The sequence below is a fragment of the Massilia aquatica genome, from assembly GCF_011682045.1.
GTDB classification, from domain to species: Bacteria; Pseudomonadota; Gammaproteobacteria; order Burkholderiales; family Burkholderiaceae_D; genus Telluria_A; species Telluria_A aquatica.
Map to the genome: position 1 here is coordinate 88,292 of NZ_VVIW01000003.1, position 15,711 is coordinate 104,002.

16 protein-coding genes are annotated in these 15,711 nt (G+C 59.2%); 14 read left to right on the plus strand and 2 right to left on the minus strand.

Features of this window, described 5'->3' with window-relative positions; all coding sequences use genetic code 11:
- The first annotated feature begins 57 nt into the window (after nt 1-57).
- Genes F1609_RS06435 through lpxC form a run of 3 tightly spaced genes read left to right on the plus strand, consistent with a single transcriptional unit; the run spans nt 58 to nt 2,374 of the window.
- On the plus strand, nt 58-507 hold the full coding sequence (locus F1609_RS06435) for a GNAT family N-acetyltransferase (protein ID WP_167075670.1): 450 nt from the start codon (nt 58-60) through the stop codon (nt 505-507).
- Complete coding sequence (locus F1609_RS06440) at nt 507-1,385, plus strand: DMT family transporter (protein WP_229421694.1); 879 nt, start codon at nt 507-509, stop codon at nt 1,383-1,385. The genes F1609_RS06435 and F1609_RS06440 overlap by 1 nt, the downstream gene beginning before the upstream one ends.
- A 53-nt stretch (nt 1,386-1,438) precedes the next feature.
- A complete protein-coding gene (gene lpxC / locus F1609_RS06445) occupies nt 1,439-2,374 on the plus strand; it encodes a UDP-3-O-acyl-N-acetylglucosamine deacetylase (RefSeq protein ID WP_167075671.1) in 936 nt (311 codons plus the stop codon).
- 22 nt (nt 2,375-2,396) lie between these two features.
- Here lpxC and F1609_RS06450 read toward each other — a convergent pair whose 3' ends face one another.
- Nucleotides 2,397-2,861 (minus strand): DciA family protein, encoded by a 465-nt coding sequence (locus F1609_RS06450; RefSeq protein WP_167075672.1) that lies wholly within the window; start codon nt 2,859-2,861, stop codon nt 2,397-2,399.
- Nucleotides 2,862-3,086: 225 nt separating this feature from the next.
- Between F1609_RS06450 and secA the strand changes: the two genes are divergently transcribed.
- From secA to F1609_RS06465, 3 genes are all read left to right on the plus strand, one after another.
- On the plus strand, nt 3,087-5,843 hold the full coding sequence (gene secA / locus F1609_RS06455) for a preprotein translocase subunit SecA (RefSeq protein ID WP_167075673.1): 2,757 nt from the start codon (nt 3,087-3,089) through the stop codon (nt 5,841-5,843).
- A gap of 111 nt (nt 5,844-5,954) precedes the next feature.
- Nucleotides 5,955-6,746: a hypothetical protein gene (locus F1609_RS06460; RefSeq protein ID WP_167075674.1), complete on the plus strand. Its 792-nt coding sequence runs from the start codon at nt 5,955-5,957 to the stop codon at nt 6,744-6,746.
- 136 nt (nt 6,747-6,882) lie between these two features.
- Nucleotides 6,883-7,170 carry a hypothetical protein gene (locus tag F1609_RS06465; RefSeq protein ID WP_167075675.1) on the plus strand — a complete coding sequence of 96 codons (288 nt, stop codon included), beginning with the start codon at nt 6,883-6,885 and terminating at the stop codon, nt 7,168-7,170.
- A 62-nt stretch (nt 7,171-7,232) separates the two neighbouring features.
- Here F1609_RS06465 and F1609_RS06470 read toward each other — a convergent pair whose 3' ends face one another.
- Nucleotides 7,233-8,363 (minus strand): OmpA family protein, encoded by a 1,131-nt coding sequence (locus tag F1609_RS06470; protein ID WP_167075676.1) that lies wholly within the window; start codon nt 8,361-8,363, stop codon nt 7,233-7,235.
- 708 nt (nt 8,364-9,071) lie between these two features.
- Here F1609_RS06470 and F1609_RS06475 point away from each other — a divergent pair.
- From F1609_RS06475 to F1609_RS06510, 8 genes are all read left to right on the plus strand, one after another.
- Nucleotides 9,072-9,341 carry a hypothetical protein gene (locus F1609_RS06475; RefSeq protein ID WP_167075677.1) on the plus strand — a complete coding sequence of 90 codons (270 nt, stop codon included), beginning with the start codon at nt 9,072-9,074 and terminating at the stop codon, nt 9,339-9,341.
- A 66-nt stretch (nt 9,342-9,407) separates the two neighbouring features.
- Nucleotides 9,408-10,793 carry a Tad domain-containing protein gene (locus tag F1609_RS06480; RefSeq protein WP_167075678.1) on the plus strand — a complete coding sequence of 462 codons (1,386 nt, stop codon included), beginning with the start codon at nt 9,408-9,410 and terminating at the stop codon, nt 10,791-10,793.
- On the plus strand, nt 10,790-11,581 hold the full coding sequence (locus F1609_RS06485; protein ID WP_167075679.1) for a hypothetical protein: 792 nt from the start codon (nt 10,790-10,792) through the stop codon (nt 11,579-11,581). Before F1609_RS06480 ends, F1609_RS06485 begins: the two co-directional genes overlap by 4 nt.
- Nucleotides 11,578-12,396 (plus strand): TadE family protein, encoded by an 819-nt coding sequence (locus tag F1609_RS06490; protein ID WP_167075680.1) that lies wholly within the window; start codon nt 11,578-11,580, stop codon nt 12,394-12,396. Before F1609_RS06485 ends, F1609_RS06490 begins: the two co-directional genes overlap by 4 nt.
- Nucleotides 12,387-13,052: a hypothetical protein gene (locus tag F1609_RS06495; RefSeq protein ID WP_167075681.1), complete on the plus strand. Its 666-nt coding sequence runs from the start codon at nt 12,387-12,389 to the stop codon at nt 13,050-13,052. Before F1609_RS06490 ends, F1609_RS06495 begins: the two co-directional genes overlap by 10 nt.
- Before the next feature lie 18 nt (nt 13,053-13,070).
- Nucleotides 13,071-13,286 (plus strand): hypothetical protein, encoded by a 216-nt coding sequence (locus tag F1609_RS06500; RefSeq protein WP_167075682.1) that lies wholly within the window; start codon nt 13,071-13,073, stop codon nt 13,284-13,286.
- A gap of 21 nt (nt 13,287-13,307) precedes the next feature.
- Nucleotides 13,308-14,366, plus strand: coding sequence for a Flp pilus assembly protein CpaB (gene cpaB, locus F1609_RS06505; protein WP_167075683.1), 1,059 nt, complete (start codon nt 13,308-13,310; stop codon nt 14,364-14,366).
- A gap of 15 nt (nt 14,367-14,381) precedes the next feature.
- On the plus strand, nt 14,382-15,707 hold the full coding sequence (locus F1609_RS06510) for a type II and III secretion system protein family protein (protein ID WP_167075684.1): 1,326 nt from the start codon (nt 14,382-14,384) through the stop codon (nt 15,705-15,707).
- Nucleotides 15,708-15,711 lie beyond the last annotated feature (4 nt).

Sequence of the window (15,711 nt, forward strand, 5' to 3'; positions counted from 1 at the left end):
ACCCACCTGTCACCTCTGTCGCACAAACGGCGCCGCAGCGCCGTTTTTTATACCGCCATGCATATTCAAACCGAAACACCACGCCAGGGCGACGTCATCGCCATGTTAGAGCAGCTGGACGCCTATTTTGCCGCGCTGTATCCGCCCGAGAGCAACCACCTGATGGATGTCGATTCGCTGTGCGCACCCGGCGTGGTGTTCCTGGTCGCACGCGACGATCAAGGCCGCGCGCTTGGCTGCGGCGCCTATGTCGACCGTGGCGGCTACGGCGAAGTCAAACGCATGTACGTCGAACCGGCCAGCCGTGGCCAGGGCGTGGGTGGCAAGCTGCTGGGCGAGATTGCGCACCGCGCGGCGGCCGCCGGCCTGCCTTGCTTGAGGCTCGAAGCGGGCATCAGCCAGCCGGAAGCCATCGGCCTGTATGAGCGCGACGGCTTTATCCGCTGCGCGCCGTTCGGCGATTATCAGCCCGATCCACTGAGCCTGTTCATGGTCAAGCGCCTGTGATGGCGCGTAGCGGAAATCTGCGTGCCGTCTACGCGATGCTGATCGCGGTGGCCATGTTCTCGCTGATGGACACGGTGATGAAGCTGCTGTCGGCGCATTATCCAGCGCTGCAGGTGGCCGCCATGCGCGGCCTGTCGTCGCTGCCGCTGGTGCTCGCCTACGTGGGCTGGCGCGGCGCCTTCGCCAGCGCCTTGCAGGTGCGCTGGCCGCTGCACCTGCTGCGCGCGGGCTTGAGCATCACCATGCTTGGCCTGTTCGCCTTCGGCCTGCGCAATCTGTCGCTGGCCGAAGCGTATTCGATCTTCTTCATCGCCCCGGCGCTGATTACCGCCTTGTCGGTGGTGTTCCTGAAAGAGAGCGTCAACCTGGCGCGCTGGATCGCCATTGCGGTCGGCCTGGGCGGGGTGCTGGTGGTGCTGCGCCCGAGCGGTACCGGCATGCTGACCCTGGGCGGACTGGCGGTGCTGGGCGCGGCGTTATGCTACGCGGTGTCGGCCATTACCACCCGCATCGTCGGGCGCACCGACCGCTCCGAGCACATGGTGCTGTGGCTGATGGTGTTCCTGGCCATTGGCGCGACCACCCTGGCCGCACCCAACTGGGTGGCGGTGCGCAGCGCCGATGTGTGGCTGCTGTGCGGCCTGTCGCTGACCGGTTTCCTGGGCCAGCTGGCGGTGACCGAGGCGTTCAATTCGGGCGAGGCTTCGCGCGTGGCGCCGTTCGAGTATTCGGGGCTGGCCTGGGGCGTGGGGCTGGACTGGATCCTGTGGCGCACCCTGCCCGACCAGTACACCCTGGTCGGCGCGGCCATCATCATCGGCAGCGGCATCTACCTGGTGCGGCACGAGCGCGCGCACGCCCAGGCCGAGCATCCGTAACCGATCGGAAGAACCCGGCAGCAGCGGCCCATCAAGTTCGCTATAATCGCCGGATGTTAAAACAAAGAACCGTCAAACAACTGGTGCGCACCGTCGGCGTGGGGCTGCACTCCGGGACCAAGGTCGAGCTGACCCTGCGCCCGGCCGCGATCGACACCGGCATCGTGTTCCGCCGCGTGGACCTGGACCCGGTGGTCGAATTCCCGGCCAGCGCCGGCGTGGTGGGCGATACGCGCATGGCGTCGGTGCTGGTCAAGGACGACGCGCGCGTGTCCACGGTGGAGCACCTGATGTCGGCCTGCGCCGGGCTGGGAATCGACAACCTGTATGTGGACGTGTCGGCCGAAGAAATTCCGATCATGGACGGCTCGGCCTCGTCGTTTGTCTTTTTGCTGCAACAGGCGGGCGTGCAGGAGCAGGGCGCGGCGAAAAAATTCATCCGCGTGCTGAAAGATGTGGAAGTGCGCCAGGGCAGCGGCGCCAACGAAAAATGGGCGCGCCTGACCCCGTACGACGGCTTCAAGCTCGATTTTTTCATCGAATTCAATCATCCTGCGGTCGACGGCACCACCCAGCGCGCTTTCGTCGACTTTGGCGACGTGTCGTACGTGCACGACGTGGCGCGCGCGCGCACCTTCGGCTTCATGCAGGACGTGGAAAGCCTGCGCGGCATGGGCCTGGCGCGCGGCGGTTCGTTAGAGAACGCGATCGTGATGGACGAGTACCGCATCCTCAATTCCGACGGCCTGCGCTACGACGATGAATTCGTGCGCCACAAGATCCTCGACGCGATCGGCGACCTGTACCTGGTCGGGCACCCGCTGCTGGCAGGGTACGAGGCGCACAAGTCGGGCCATGCGCTCAATAATTTGCTGCTGCTCGAACTGCTCAAGCATCCGGACGCGTACGAAATCGTCGCGTTCGAACAACCGGGCAGCGCCCCGGCCTCGTACGTGCGCCAGATGGCGCGCGAGTGGGCGCTTACCTAAAGCCCCGCGCAGAGCGCTAGCCCTAGCGCTGGCGCGCCGCCATCGCCTTGACGGCGGCGATCAGGGTGGCGTTGGCCTTGGTTTTCGGCAGCGCGTCGCCCAGCGCTTCGAACGCCGAGCGCGCGGTCCCGGGCAGGATCAGCTGGTGCGTGTGCACCACTTGGGGAATGCTGCGCGTGACCTGCACTTTCAGCTTGATTTCGTCGATATGCCAGCCGCGCTTTTGCAGCGCTCCTTGCAGCTTGGGCAGCTGCTGTTTGAGCTTGGCGGCGACGGCCGAACTGGGCACGGCCAGCACCAGGCGCGCGTCTTCGAACGAGAGCACGTCGCAATTACCGAACATCGGCGGCAGCGCCCTGGCGCAGTCGCTCTGCAGGCTGGCCATGCGCATCGCCGTCGGCAGCAGGGCCGCCATCTTGTCGTTGCGCTTGAGGAAATCGGTGGCGACGATCGAGGTGCGGCGCGTCTTGGTTCCGTAGATATGCATAAGGCGCAACATATCACAGCGCGCGACGCCCCGCCACAAGCGCGTCCCGGAGTCATTTTATTAACTTTGTTTTGCCCCTGCCCCTTGAGTTCCGGGCCAATATCCCCAAGTGTGGCCGTATCGCATGATAAAATCACAGTCTTTTTTGCATAGTCGGCCGTTGGGTGATATGTTTTTGCTATCATTGCGGCTTCTTTTTGCGGCGTTTTTTTCAAGAATTCAAGCATGTCATTACTGACCCAGATTTTCGGTAGCCGCAACCAGCGGCTGCTCAAGCAATATCAAAAAACCGTGCGCGAGATTAACGCGCTCGAGCCACAGATCGAAAAGCTGTCGGACGCTGAACTCCAAGCGAAGACGCCGCAGTTCAAGGATCGCGTCGCGAAGGGCGAAACGCTCGACCAGCTGCTGCCGGAAGCATTCGCGGTGTGCCGCGAAGCGGCCAAGCGCGTGCTCAAGATGCGCCATTTCGATGTGCAGATGATCGGCGGGATGGTCCTCCATTACGGCAAAATCGCCGAGATGGGCACCGGCGAAGGCAAGACGCTGATGGCGACTCTGCCGACCTACCTGAACGCGCTGTCCGGCAAGGGCGTGCACGTCATCACGGTCAACGATTACCTGGCCGAGCGCGATGCCGAGTGGATGGGGCGCCTGTACGGCTGGCTGGGCCTGTCGACCGGCATTAACCTGTCGCAGCGCGATCACAGCCAGAAGCAAGCCGCTTACGCTGCCGACATCACCTACGGCACCAATAACGAATTCGGTTTCGACTACCTGCGCGACAACATGGTGTTCGAGGCCGGCGAGCGCGTTCAGCGCACGCTCAATTTCGCCGTGGTCGATGAAGTCGACTCGATCCTGATCGATGAAGCGCGTACGCCGCTGATCATCTCGGGCCAGGCCGAAAACCACACCGAGCTGTATCACCAGATTAATTCGCTGCCGGGCATGCTGACCCTGCAGATCGGCGAAGAAACGCCGGACGGCAAGGGCGTGGTCTCGGTCCCGGGCGACTACACCAAGGACGAAAAAGTGCATACGGTGCTGCTGACCGAGCGCGGTCACGAGAACGCCGAAGCGATGCTGACCAAAATGGGCCTGCTGCCGGAAGGCGCCTCGCTCTACGACGCCGCCCACATCACCCTGATTCACCACCTGTACGCGGCCCTGCGCGCGCACGCGCTGTACCACAAGGACCAGCACTACGTGGTGCAGAACGAAGAAGTGGTGATCGTCGATGAATTCACCGGGCGCCTGATGACCGGGCGCCGCTGGTCCGACGGCCTGCACCAGGCGGTCGAAGCGAAAGAAGGCGTGCGCATCCAGAACGAGAACCAGACCCTGGCCTCGATCACGTTCCAGAACTACTTCCGCATGTACGCCAAGCTGTCCGGCATGACCGGCACGGCCGACACCGAAGCATACGAATTCCAGGAAATTTACGGTCTCGAGACCGTGGTCATTCCGCCCAATCGTCCGTCGCAGCGCAAGGACCGCCAGGACCAGGTGTACAAGTCCTCGGCCGAGAAATACAACGCGATGCTGATCGATATCCGCGATTGCTTCGAGCGCGGGCAGCCGGTGCTGGTCGGTACCACCTCGATCGAAAACTCCGAGATGCTGTCGGGGATCCTCGACAAGGCCAAGCTGGCGCACAACGTGCTGAACGCGAAGCAGCATGCGCGCGAGGCCGAAATCATCGCCCAGGCGGGCCGTCCGAAGATGATCACCATCGCCACCAACATGGCCGGCCGTGGTACCGACATCGTCTTGGGTGGTAACGTCGAAAAGCAGATCCAGATCATTGAAGCCAATCCGGCCCTGACCGATGCCGACAAGGCGGCCCAGGCCGAGAAGCTGCGCAGCGAGTGGAAGTCGCTCAACGAACACGTGGTGGGCGCCGGCGGCCTGCACATCATCGGCACCGAGCGCCACGAATCGCGCCGCGTCGACAACCAGCTGCGTGGCCGTTCCGGCCGCCAGGGCGATCCGGGTTCGTCGCGCTTCTACCTGTCGCTCGACGATGCGCTGCTGCGCATCTTCGCGGGCGACCGCGTGCGCGCCATCATGGACCGCCTGAAAATGCCGGAAGGCGAACCGATTGAAGCGGGCATCGTGTCGCGTTCGATCGAATCGGCCCAGCGCAAGGTCGAAGCGCGCAACTTCGACATCCGCAAACAGCTGCTCGAATACGATGACGTGGCCAACGACCAGCGCAAGGTGATCTACACCCAGCGTAACGAACTGCTGGAGACGACCGACATCGCCGACCTGATTGCCTCGCTGCGCGCCGGCGTGTTCACCGACGTGGTGCATGCCTACGTGCCGGAAGAATCGGTCGAAGAGCAATGGGACATCGCCGGCCTGGAAGCGACCCTGGCCAACGAATGGCAGCTCAACGTGCCGCTGGCGCAGATGCTGGCCACCGATACCAGCATGACCGACGACGACATCCGCGAGCGCGTGCTGGCCGCGGCCAACGCCTCGTACAACAGCAAGATCGCGATTGTCGGCAAGGAGTCGTTCGGCGGCTTCGAGCGCAACGTCATGCTGCAAAGCGTGGACAGCCACTGGCGCGAACACCTGGCCGCGCTGGACCACCTGCGCCAGGGTATCCACCTGCGCGGCTATGCGCAAAAGAACCCGAAGCAGGAGTACAAGCGCGAAGCGTTCGAGCTGTTCGGATCGATGCTCGACATGATCAAGAACGAAGTGATCCGCATGGTCATGACGGTACGGATCCAGTCGCGCGAAGAGATCGACGCGGCCGAAGCGGCCATGCACCAGTCGCACGTCGAAAACGTCAGCTACCAGCACGCGGACTTCAATCCGGATACCGCGCCGGAAGACCTGCTGGCGCCGGTGTCGGTCGGCGCGCCTGGCGAAGACGAGATGCTCGGACCGAAGGTGGGACGCAACGACCCATGCCCTTGCGGCAGCGGCAAGAAGTACAAGGCATGCCACGGCAAGCTCGCATAAAGCGCCCGGCATGACCGACAAGGGAGGCAGAACGTGATGTTCCGCCTCCCTTTTTTTACGGCTGCGCGGTCTTCGGCGCGGCTGTACGGTCACAATTTTCAGGAGTATTCAATGACTTTTTCAGTAATCCGCGGCAGCCTGGCGGCGATGACGCTGCTGGCCGGCGGGATGGCGGTCGCTGCCCCCGCGCTCGAACAGAGTTTGCCTTCACCGGGCTTGTACCGGCTCGATTCGGCGTCGACCAGCAGCATGCCCGCGCCAGCGCCGGCTAACCGGGTCGATACGCGCGTCGATGGTGCCAACGGCGACATTGTGCGGCGCGAACGGGTCGGCGCGGGCGACTCGGGCGAGAAGGTCTACGAGGGCAAGGGCCCGGTCACGCACTGCATCCGGCCGCGCAGGATTTCGGATGCGCTGTATTCGTCGGCGGTGGCGCTGGCGTCGTGTCCCGATCAATCGAGCCAGGTGGGCGCGGATGGGGTGCTGGTGCACACGGCGAACTGTCCGGCGGGGGTGGTGACCTTGACCATCCGGCGGATCGACAAGGTGACGTGGGAATACGACACCGTCAGCGCCACGCGGGCCAGCGATCCGGCGGCCGACCTGGCGTGGATGCGTCCCGTGCTCGAACGCGAGGCGGCCGAGGGCAAGACGGCGCAAGCGCGCGCCAGGGCTGCCCAGCAGCTGCTTGATTTGCCGCGCTTGCAGCGCGAGCTGGCGGAAAAACAGGTCAAGGTGAACGTGGAGTTTTCCAAAGCGCTGCGCAATGCGAAGACGCCCCGGGAGGCGGAAGCGGTACGGGCGGCGATGGCGAAGTCGGGCGAGTCGGTGGCCACGCAGGCGCGCCAGCGGGTGCGCTGGACGCGCATCGGCAACAGTTGCGCGGTTAATCCCGGCGGCTGATGAGGTGTGCTCACGTCGCGCGGACGCCACATCTGTAGCATTACCTACAGGTAAGAATAGAGAAGTTGACGATGCGCAACAATGGCTGGGGCGCTTCCTGCAATGGTTAGGTTTCATCGCCAATCAGGAGGAGCTCATGAAAGCCATTTTTGTCGCTGTCGCCGTGTTTGCGGGCTTGTTGCTCGCATCGGTCTGGAGCAAGCCGCGCCAGATGCCGGGAGGGCCGGGGCTGACCGTCCAGCGTTCGGACAAGCCATGTCCAGCCAACAGCCACCTTGCCGGGCCCAATTGCGTCTGTCCTGACGCGACCAGCTGGACCGGCGCCGAGTGCATGCAGGTGTGGTCCAATTCGAACCGGAATGTGGCAGCCGTAGCGCCGCCTCAGCCGAGCGGGGCCAAGTCGCGCCAGGTGGGCACTTACTGAGAAGCGAACGAGGCTGCAGGCGCCATGGGGCGCGTGCAGCCTTGTTTGTTGAACGCGGCGTTTCAGGTTTTTACGACTTTAACCAGCTCGACACGTCGATTTTTGGCGCGGCTTGCTTCGTCTGTGTTGGGCACCAGGGGCTTGTCGGCACCGTGACCGGCGGCGGCCAGGCGTGTTTTATCGATGCCGCTGGCCAGCAAGGATTGGAGGACTGCTTCGGCCCGTTGTTTCGAAAGCGTGCTGTTATGCCCGGCGTCACCAACATTGTCGGTATGTCCTTCAATCGACAGGCGCAGCGCAGGATCCGATTTGAGCACGCTCGAAATCTCATCGACCGCCGCCTTGCCGTCCGCCTTGACGACTGCCTTGTCGGTATCGAAATTGATATACAAGGCGATGTGACCTTTTGCATCGAGTTCCGACTTGATTGCTGCGGCGCGCTTTAGGATCACAGGCGAGACCAGCTCCTTTGCCTGCGCGACGAAGATCTTCGTCCGCGATTCGTTCACCATCAGAACGATCCAGGAAATGCCTTCGGTAGTACGCAGCGCGTACGCGTCATAAGACATTTCCCGCTCGGGTATGTGTAGCTCTTTGCGAAGTTTTGGTGAGTCGAATTCCTTGAGAAACGATGGGTCGTCCGGCGTGACACTATTCACTTTGACCGCGCCAAGCGCCTCAATGGCGTTGGTGTAGCTGCGGTGCGACGCCAGCACAGTCAGATTCGCTTCCCGATTCGAAAATAGGATTTCTGCGTAACGTCCTTCCACAACATGCACCTTATTGCCAACGATGATCCCGAACCTGTCGAATTCCACAGGCTCCCCACGATATTGGTGATTGCCGATGACTTCTGGATACTCAAAAAAGGGGTAGGGTGGCACCGTCGTGGTTGTGAGTGGAATCCTGTCCAAGATATCGCTGCTTGCAAGAATAGCCTGCTCAGGATTTGCGGAGCCCGAAATTGGAGGGCTTTCGGGCGTGTCTGGTTGAACGAGGGGCGAAGCTGACAACGTCGCAGGCATGGAGGAAGTTGTGGGAGGCGACTCCGCAGAGCTAAGGGGCACGGAGTGCAGAATTGGCTCGGGCCGGGTCGTTGCCGGTGTCGCGATGTCGGACTGACGCGAACACCCAATGAAAAGCAAGCAAATGACGGCGGCTGCCGGCAGTAAAAGATAGGAATTATTTGCCATGATGTGTCCAGTTGGGTTGATAGGAAAGTACCGCTTGACGCCGCGACAACAAAACTCGATTCAGAATGGTGATTTAATTAAAAATTTTGCCGGATATAAGTCGCTTGACACCTGCGTACACTGTTTCGCTCGGAAGCGGTCGAATTCTGGTTGTAGCTACTTGTAATTTCTCTAACTATCTATTTACTGATAGTTATTCTAGCAAGAACAATCCGTCTCAGTTCTTGACTTTCCTCAGATAAACATCCCCCAACCAATCACAGACGGAAGCTTGCCACGGAAGTGCTAATTTGGCACGTTTCGGCTAGCGAGGTTTGATGTCATTTCCCCAGGTATCCGCGAGATAGAAATTTCAATTAGGAAATAAATTTTCCAATTTGCAAAGATAAATACGGATATAGATCAAAACATTGAATTTATGATCAGCTAATCTGACTCAACGTTTTCATCCGGACACTTTTATGCATGAGTGTGAGCAGATTGAAGCTGGATTAGATGGCAATTTCAATTGCTAAGTCGACCATAAAAATATGGCGGTATTTTTATACGAAAGGAGGTTGAGCCAGATTCGCAACACTTATGCACGAGCTTTGAATCGGATTTGATCTAGATTAAAGGTCTTGCATTCAAGATTGTTCGCATCCTGGTACATGAGTATAGTTCGTCCAGTTCGTGTGGTTTCTCTCGATTAATCTAAATGGAGTCAACATGAATAAGTTCATTACACGTCGTCGTCAACTTGGCCAAGGTATGACTGAGTACATCATTATTGTCGCCCTGATAGCAATCGCCGCCATCGGCGTATACCAAGCCTTCGGAGACGTGATCCGCGGACAAACAGGTGTCGCCGCCTCAACCCTGGCTGGGGCGAAGAATGAGGGAGCCAGGAAGGTCGTCACCGAAGGGAACACCGCAGCAAATGCCCGCGCTAAAAGCCTCCACTTGGACGACTATGAGTCGACCGCCGGCGTCAAATAATATCGATAGTACTAGTTGATATCTTGAACTCGGGGGAGCGTCCCCCGAGACATCGTCGGGGACGATATGCGAAAAATTAGAAGCTATCAGAACGGCCAGGCTCTTGTCCTATTCCTTGCCTTTGCTGCTGCGCTGATCGGGATCATGCTCGTGGCGTTCAATTCCGGGCAGGTGACCAATGCAAAAATGCGCGCTATGAATGCGACTGACGCTGCCGCCTACAGCGGTGCTGTGTGGCAGGCGCGTACTCTTAATTTTCAGGCTTACATGAACCGGGCCATGATCGTCAATGAAGTGGCGATCGCCCAATCCGTGAGCCTTCGTTCATGGATTGATTATTTGGCGGAGTTTGTCAGAAATGTCAGTCACATAGCAAAACTCTACCCGCCAATTTATGCGGCAGTGCAAACGGCTGTCCGAGTGTTGGAGAGTGTGAACAATCAAGTGCAAACCCATTTACCGCCAGTGGAAGACGCGTTACGCACCCTTAGTTATTTGGAACACAATGCGCAGAAGAGTTTTAATGGCGTCGGTATTGTAATAGCAATGGATATTGCTAACGAGATCGCAAAAAAGAATGGGGCCATGCTGACTCTGGGCGATGTAGCTTTATTCGAACAGAACCTTGAGTCTTGGGTAAAATTCACCGAAACGTATGACAAGAATAATCGGCCTTCCATTGGTCTAAAAGACGATGGACGCAAGCGCTTGCGCGAAGTGGCGCTTAATTCACGCGACGGATTTACTCGTGCACGCGACTGGAGTCTTAATGTTTTTTTAGGTTTCCGTAAACAGGGTGGTACAGATTTGATTGATTACGATTCTTGGAAGGCAATGGATTCTGTCGCTGTAAGCATAGGAGTACCACCCGTACAATTAAAGTTTCCCTTAGGCTGGGGAGGCGCGCAAGCTTATTCGACGAGAATGCCTGTGAAGAAAATCGGTATGCATGGTGACATCAACGATTGGAACGCTATCGATGGTGTCCTTGCACGTGATGCTGCAGAAAGTAAAATAACTGCTAATCCACTTAAATTTGGATCTAAGCTAGTTGATTTTCCTGGTTATCGAGATGTGCAGAAATTCGATGCCGGAGAGCCAAAAGCTAACATGCTCCCATTCGCTGTCGAAGTGGTTATAAAAAAATCTGCGATTCCCTCGGCTAACAGTGAGTTCGGGGCTAAAGCTGCTTTGACAAATGGCATTATGGTTGAACACGCCCCCCATTATGTCGATAACGGAGGAGTGTATGCGATTGCGGAAGCGTGCGTAGCGTTCCAACGTCCCTTCAATCATCCGCGTCTGGATGGCGCGCCGGAATTTCCGAGCCTGTTTAATCCTTACTGGAGAGCATCACTTGCGACTGATGATTTTCGCTCTATGGCTCTTGTTAAAGTGGTAAAAGGACTATTTCCGATGAGGGTGTCTGGTAAAGGATCGTGCCGAGTATGAAAACCCTGACTGCGTTGAAAATGGTATCATCTCTATTTGTTGGGTGCGGAATTCTCATCGCATGTGGAGATGATAGTGCCCCTGCTCACACCTCGTCGACATCTCCTACATTATCTCAAATTAGAGACACTTATGAATTGGTCACCGTACACCGGCCAACGTCAATTGACGACTATGTCAATCTACTGAGTATGCCATATAAGATGTGCAGAGCACTGGCCCGGGCTAAAAATCTTCCGGTGAAGCCGTTTCCGGTTATTCCTGAGAACTTCGTGATGACGCGCACCACCATCATCAGTGACGGTAAATCGTTCAGGACTACCGAAGAGGGTTTCGGCGTTGATATCGATGGGGTAACGCCAGAAAACGGTTGCGAAACGAAATTCGGCGGCGGTTCAAACACATGGGTAGCACACAACGGGTTTGAATATGTACTTGATGATCAGACTCAGAGCCAGGCGGAGTCAGAGCGAGTAAAGTATGAAGCTAAGCCTTATGATCCAGAGAGTGTGTCAGGATATTCAATCTCCAAAAAAATAAACAATATTGCTGTCAAATGCACTGATGAGAGCGATTTAATGGTTGCGGGAAAGATTGTCGCTGAAATGTGCGTTCTCGATCCGAAACTTGGAAGAATAGCGATGTCAGACGGAAAGCCTCCTATCGTCTACTCGCGTGATTTGCCAGGAAAGTCGGTGTTTGGCAGCCCAATGATCCTTGAGCCAGTGTCTTTAAGAGTCGGCATCAAGGTAAGTCCAACAATCTTTGTCAATGCGAGCGCCAAATGATGATATCGCGTTTTGTTCGATATCAGGAAGGCCAAGCGATGGTGGAAATGGCCGTTGTGGCGACCTTCGTGGTCATGATATTTTTTGCTATCTTCTATCTCGGTAAGTTTCACGACATTCAGGCAAGCACTATTCAGGCCGCGCGCTATGCCTCATGGGAGCGAACGGTACGCCCGTCAACGTTCAGTGAAAGCAAACTCCAGGAACAGACGCGTTCCCGACTGTTTAACTGGAATTCCGACGCATTCAGAAGTAACGACGGCGCCACCGACATTGCCGCGTGGGGCGGCCAGACTGAGATATGGAAAGACCACTCGGGAAAAATACGTCTAGTTGACAATCCCAGCGATGTATCGGTCCGTACAGTGCGCGGCGATCTACCCGGTAAGGCCGCTAGTGTGACAGCGGAGGTGATGGGTATCGTAACGGGATTTCTCGCGACAATATCCGACGGCGAAAAACTCCCGGAAGGCGGCCTGTACACCAGCACCGTCAGCGTCAAACTAAGCAACGTGGCCTCGCTGCCCGCACCGCTCAACGAGCTCAACCTCACACTCAACGAAACCTCATCGTTGATCACCGACAACTGGGATGCGAATAGTCCGTCTCAGGTCGCCGAACGTACCCGTGTCTTCACCGGAGTCGGGCTGTTCCATAGGATAACACCGGTGATCAAGGCCGCCAGCTACCTTCTGGTTCCCCTCGAACCAGCCTTTCGGCATTTCGAACCAGGCCAGATCTGCCCCGACATCGTCCCGGCCGATCGCGTCACAGGCAGCAATCTGCCAGCTTACGGGGGCGCTCAATGCTTCTGATAACGATGACGGGGCGCATGGTACTGATCCTGATGGCGCTCGCATTCCCCCACACTGCCTGCGCCGGCTGGCAAGACATGCCCGACACCGTTCAGCTGCAACCGATGGGCGACACCTTGCAGGTCAACGGCACACCCATGCAAGTACGCGCCTTCGCCTCCACACTCGCGCTCGACACCCTGTTGCAAGACGTCGAAACACGCTGGCGCCGCTTGCCGGGCGAGGTCAAGCGCTCGGTCAACAGCGCCTGGACAGTCCTCAACCAGACCGTCGGCGCGCAGCACCGCAGTTTTCAGGTGCGCCAGTCCAGCGCGTCGACGATCGAGGGTTTTGTCGCACTGACGTCGCCTTCGGCCACCCGCGAACCGAAACTGGCAGTGCGCCTTCCTCCCGACATGACGGCGGTCTCCATCATCGATTCGGTCGACCAGGGCCGCGCATCCCAGCAAGTGATCGCCGTATCGAAACGCTCGATGACGGCCACCGCCGCCTCGCTCGAAGCATCCCTCAAAGCGTCGGGCTGGGAACGCCACCGCTTCAAGGCTGAACCCAGCGGCATCGTATTTGCCGCCAACAAGGGCAAGCAGCAATTCGATGCCACCCTGAGCCCCCAGCCCAACGGGTCGATCGTCATGATGAATACCCTCCTTAACTAAGCCGCCAGGATGAACCGCATGCGCCGCCACCAATCGTCTTCCTCCGTACTCCCAGCGCCGGGCACACGCCAGCGCGGCCAGGCCATGATCGAGTATCTGGTCGTGACCAGCACCGTTGCACTGGTCCTGTTCATTCCCACCGCCCTGACCAATGACATGTCGCTGGCCGATTATCTGGCGCGCGCTGTGCGGGCTTTCTTCCGCAGCTACAGCTTCATGATGTCCGTTGCTTAACCCACTGTCCGAATGCGTCCCTTGAAAATCTCTAAAAATACCCTGCTGCTGGGTGGAGCGGTCGGTCTCGGCATCGTGTGCTTTGTCGGTGCCAACTACTTCCTGCGCGCCCATCTCAGTCGTGAGGAAGCCAGGCTTGCCGGCGACTACCAGACCAAGAAAATCCTCGTGGCCAAGGCCGAGATTCCTGCCGGTGCCCAGCTCAGCGGCGACAATCTGGCGGTGCGCTCAGTTCCGGAGCGTTATCTGAGCAGTACCGTACTGGCGCCCGATTCGTTCGATATGGTGCAGGGCCAGAAAATCATGGTGGCCCTCAAACCTGGCGACCCGATCGACCGCGGCGCGCTCGAACGCGGCGACCACGCGGCCCTCTCGACCACGGTGGCCAAGGGCGAGCGTGCGATCACCTTCCCGGTCGACGAAATCAGTTCGATCTCGGGCATGCTGGTCCCCGGCGACATCATCGACCTGCTCTTCACCGGCCCTGGCACCACCAGCAATTCGTACAAGCAGCCACCCGACGCCGATGGCCAGTCGCATACCAAGGAGCTGCTGCATGTACGCCTGATCATGCAAGCGGTATCGGTCATGGCGACCGGTAAAACCACCCAGAAGCGCGTGGTGCGCACCGAAGGCGGGGGCGAGCAGGAAGTCAACGCCGAATTCAGTACCGTCACCTTGAACGTCGGCCCGCGCGACGCCGAACAGATCCTGCTGGCCCAGCAGATCGGCAAGCTGACCGCAGTGCTACGCAACCCGGAAGACAAGGCAGTGCTCAAGCGCGTCGTGCTCGACGAGGCGACCTTCAAACAGGTTGAGGGCGCCGCGCCCAAGCCGGACGAGGGCCGATTCATCGAGATCATCATCGGCGGTACCGGCACTGCCGGCGGGGCGCGCGTCAAGTCGCCGGAAGGCGGCGAGGCGCTTGCCACCCTGCTCAAGGAGATCACGCCACGTCCGGCAGCACCGGCCGCCGCACCCATGCCGGCTGCCGCCCCCAGCGCCGCTAATGTGCATAACCGCCTCGGCCTCGCTCCGGCATTGTCGCCCACTGCCGCGGCTTCCTCCAACAAGCCATAAGAACGGACTAACCAAGTGATCAAAGCACTCGTCGCTACACTGAGCATCCTGGTGATGCTGGCTATACCGGCCCATGCCGCGCCCCCGACTACGATGAATATGTTCGTCGGCGAGGCGCGCGTGCTGCCTTTGTCGCCGTCGCGCATCGCAATCGGCAACGGCAAGGTGATCTCTGCTTCCAGCCTGGCCAATAACCAGATGCTGGTGCTGGCCGAAACGGGCGGCACCAGCACCTTGCACGTCTGGCTCAAGGGCGGCGGCGAGAAAATCATGACGGTGCAGGTACGCGAGGCGAATCTGGCCGCCACGCTGGAAGATATCAACCGGCTGCTGGCCAATGTCCAGAATGTGCGGGCCCGCGTGGCCGGTGCCCGCATCGTGCTCGAAGGTGACATGGTCAGCGATATCAACCAGGAGCGGGCGCAGTCGATCCAGAAGATGTTCCCGGAGCAGGTGGTCAATTTCGTCGGCAAGGTCGGCTGGGAGAAAATGGTCTACCTCGACGTCAAGGTCCTCGAACTGACCACCAAGGGCTCGCGCGACCTGGGCATCCGCTGGGACTCGAACGTCAACGGACCGCATGCCGGCGTGATTGCCGATTTCTACAGCAACCCGACGTTCCGCTATCTTCCCCCGGCCGGCAGCAGCGGCCTCGATATCGCAGAGGGCGCTCTGGCAAACAAGATCTGGCCGCCCAAAGGCTTCATCAATCTCACGTCGCTGATCACCTCGCGCATCAATCTGCTGGTGCAGGATGGCGAAGCCCAGGTGCTTGCCGCCCCCAGCCTGAGCACGCGCAGCGGGTCGAAGGCGCGCTTCGTGGCCGGTGGCGAAATCCCGCTGCCCAGTGTCGACGCGCTCGGACGCACCAGCGTCGAGATGAAGGAGTATGGCGTGATCCTCGACGTCACGCCGGTGACGGACGAATCGGGCGCCATCTACGCCAAGGTCGACGTCGAAGTGAGCAGCATCGACCGCTCGGTCACGGTGCTCGGTGTGCCAGGCCTGCTCAAGCGCAAATCGACCGCCGAGTTCAATTCGCGCGATGGCGAGACGGTAGTCCTCAATGGCATGTACTCGTATGAGGGAGCGCGCGACACGCAAAAGGTGCCGGGGGCAGGACAGATACCTATTCTCGGTGGCCTGTTCCGCAACAAGGCGACCGTCAGCGCCACGCGCGAAGTCGCGATCATGATCACGCCGCGCCTGGTGCAGGCCACGCCCAATCCCGCTGCCGGGCCGGCGGACGTGAACAAGGAGAAGCTGTACGAATTCGACAAGGCCCTGCGCGACAAGCAGCTCGGGCCGAAGCCCCCCGCACCGCTGACGATGACGGAATAATCCC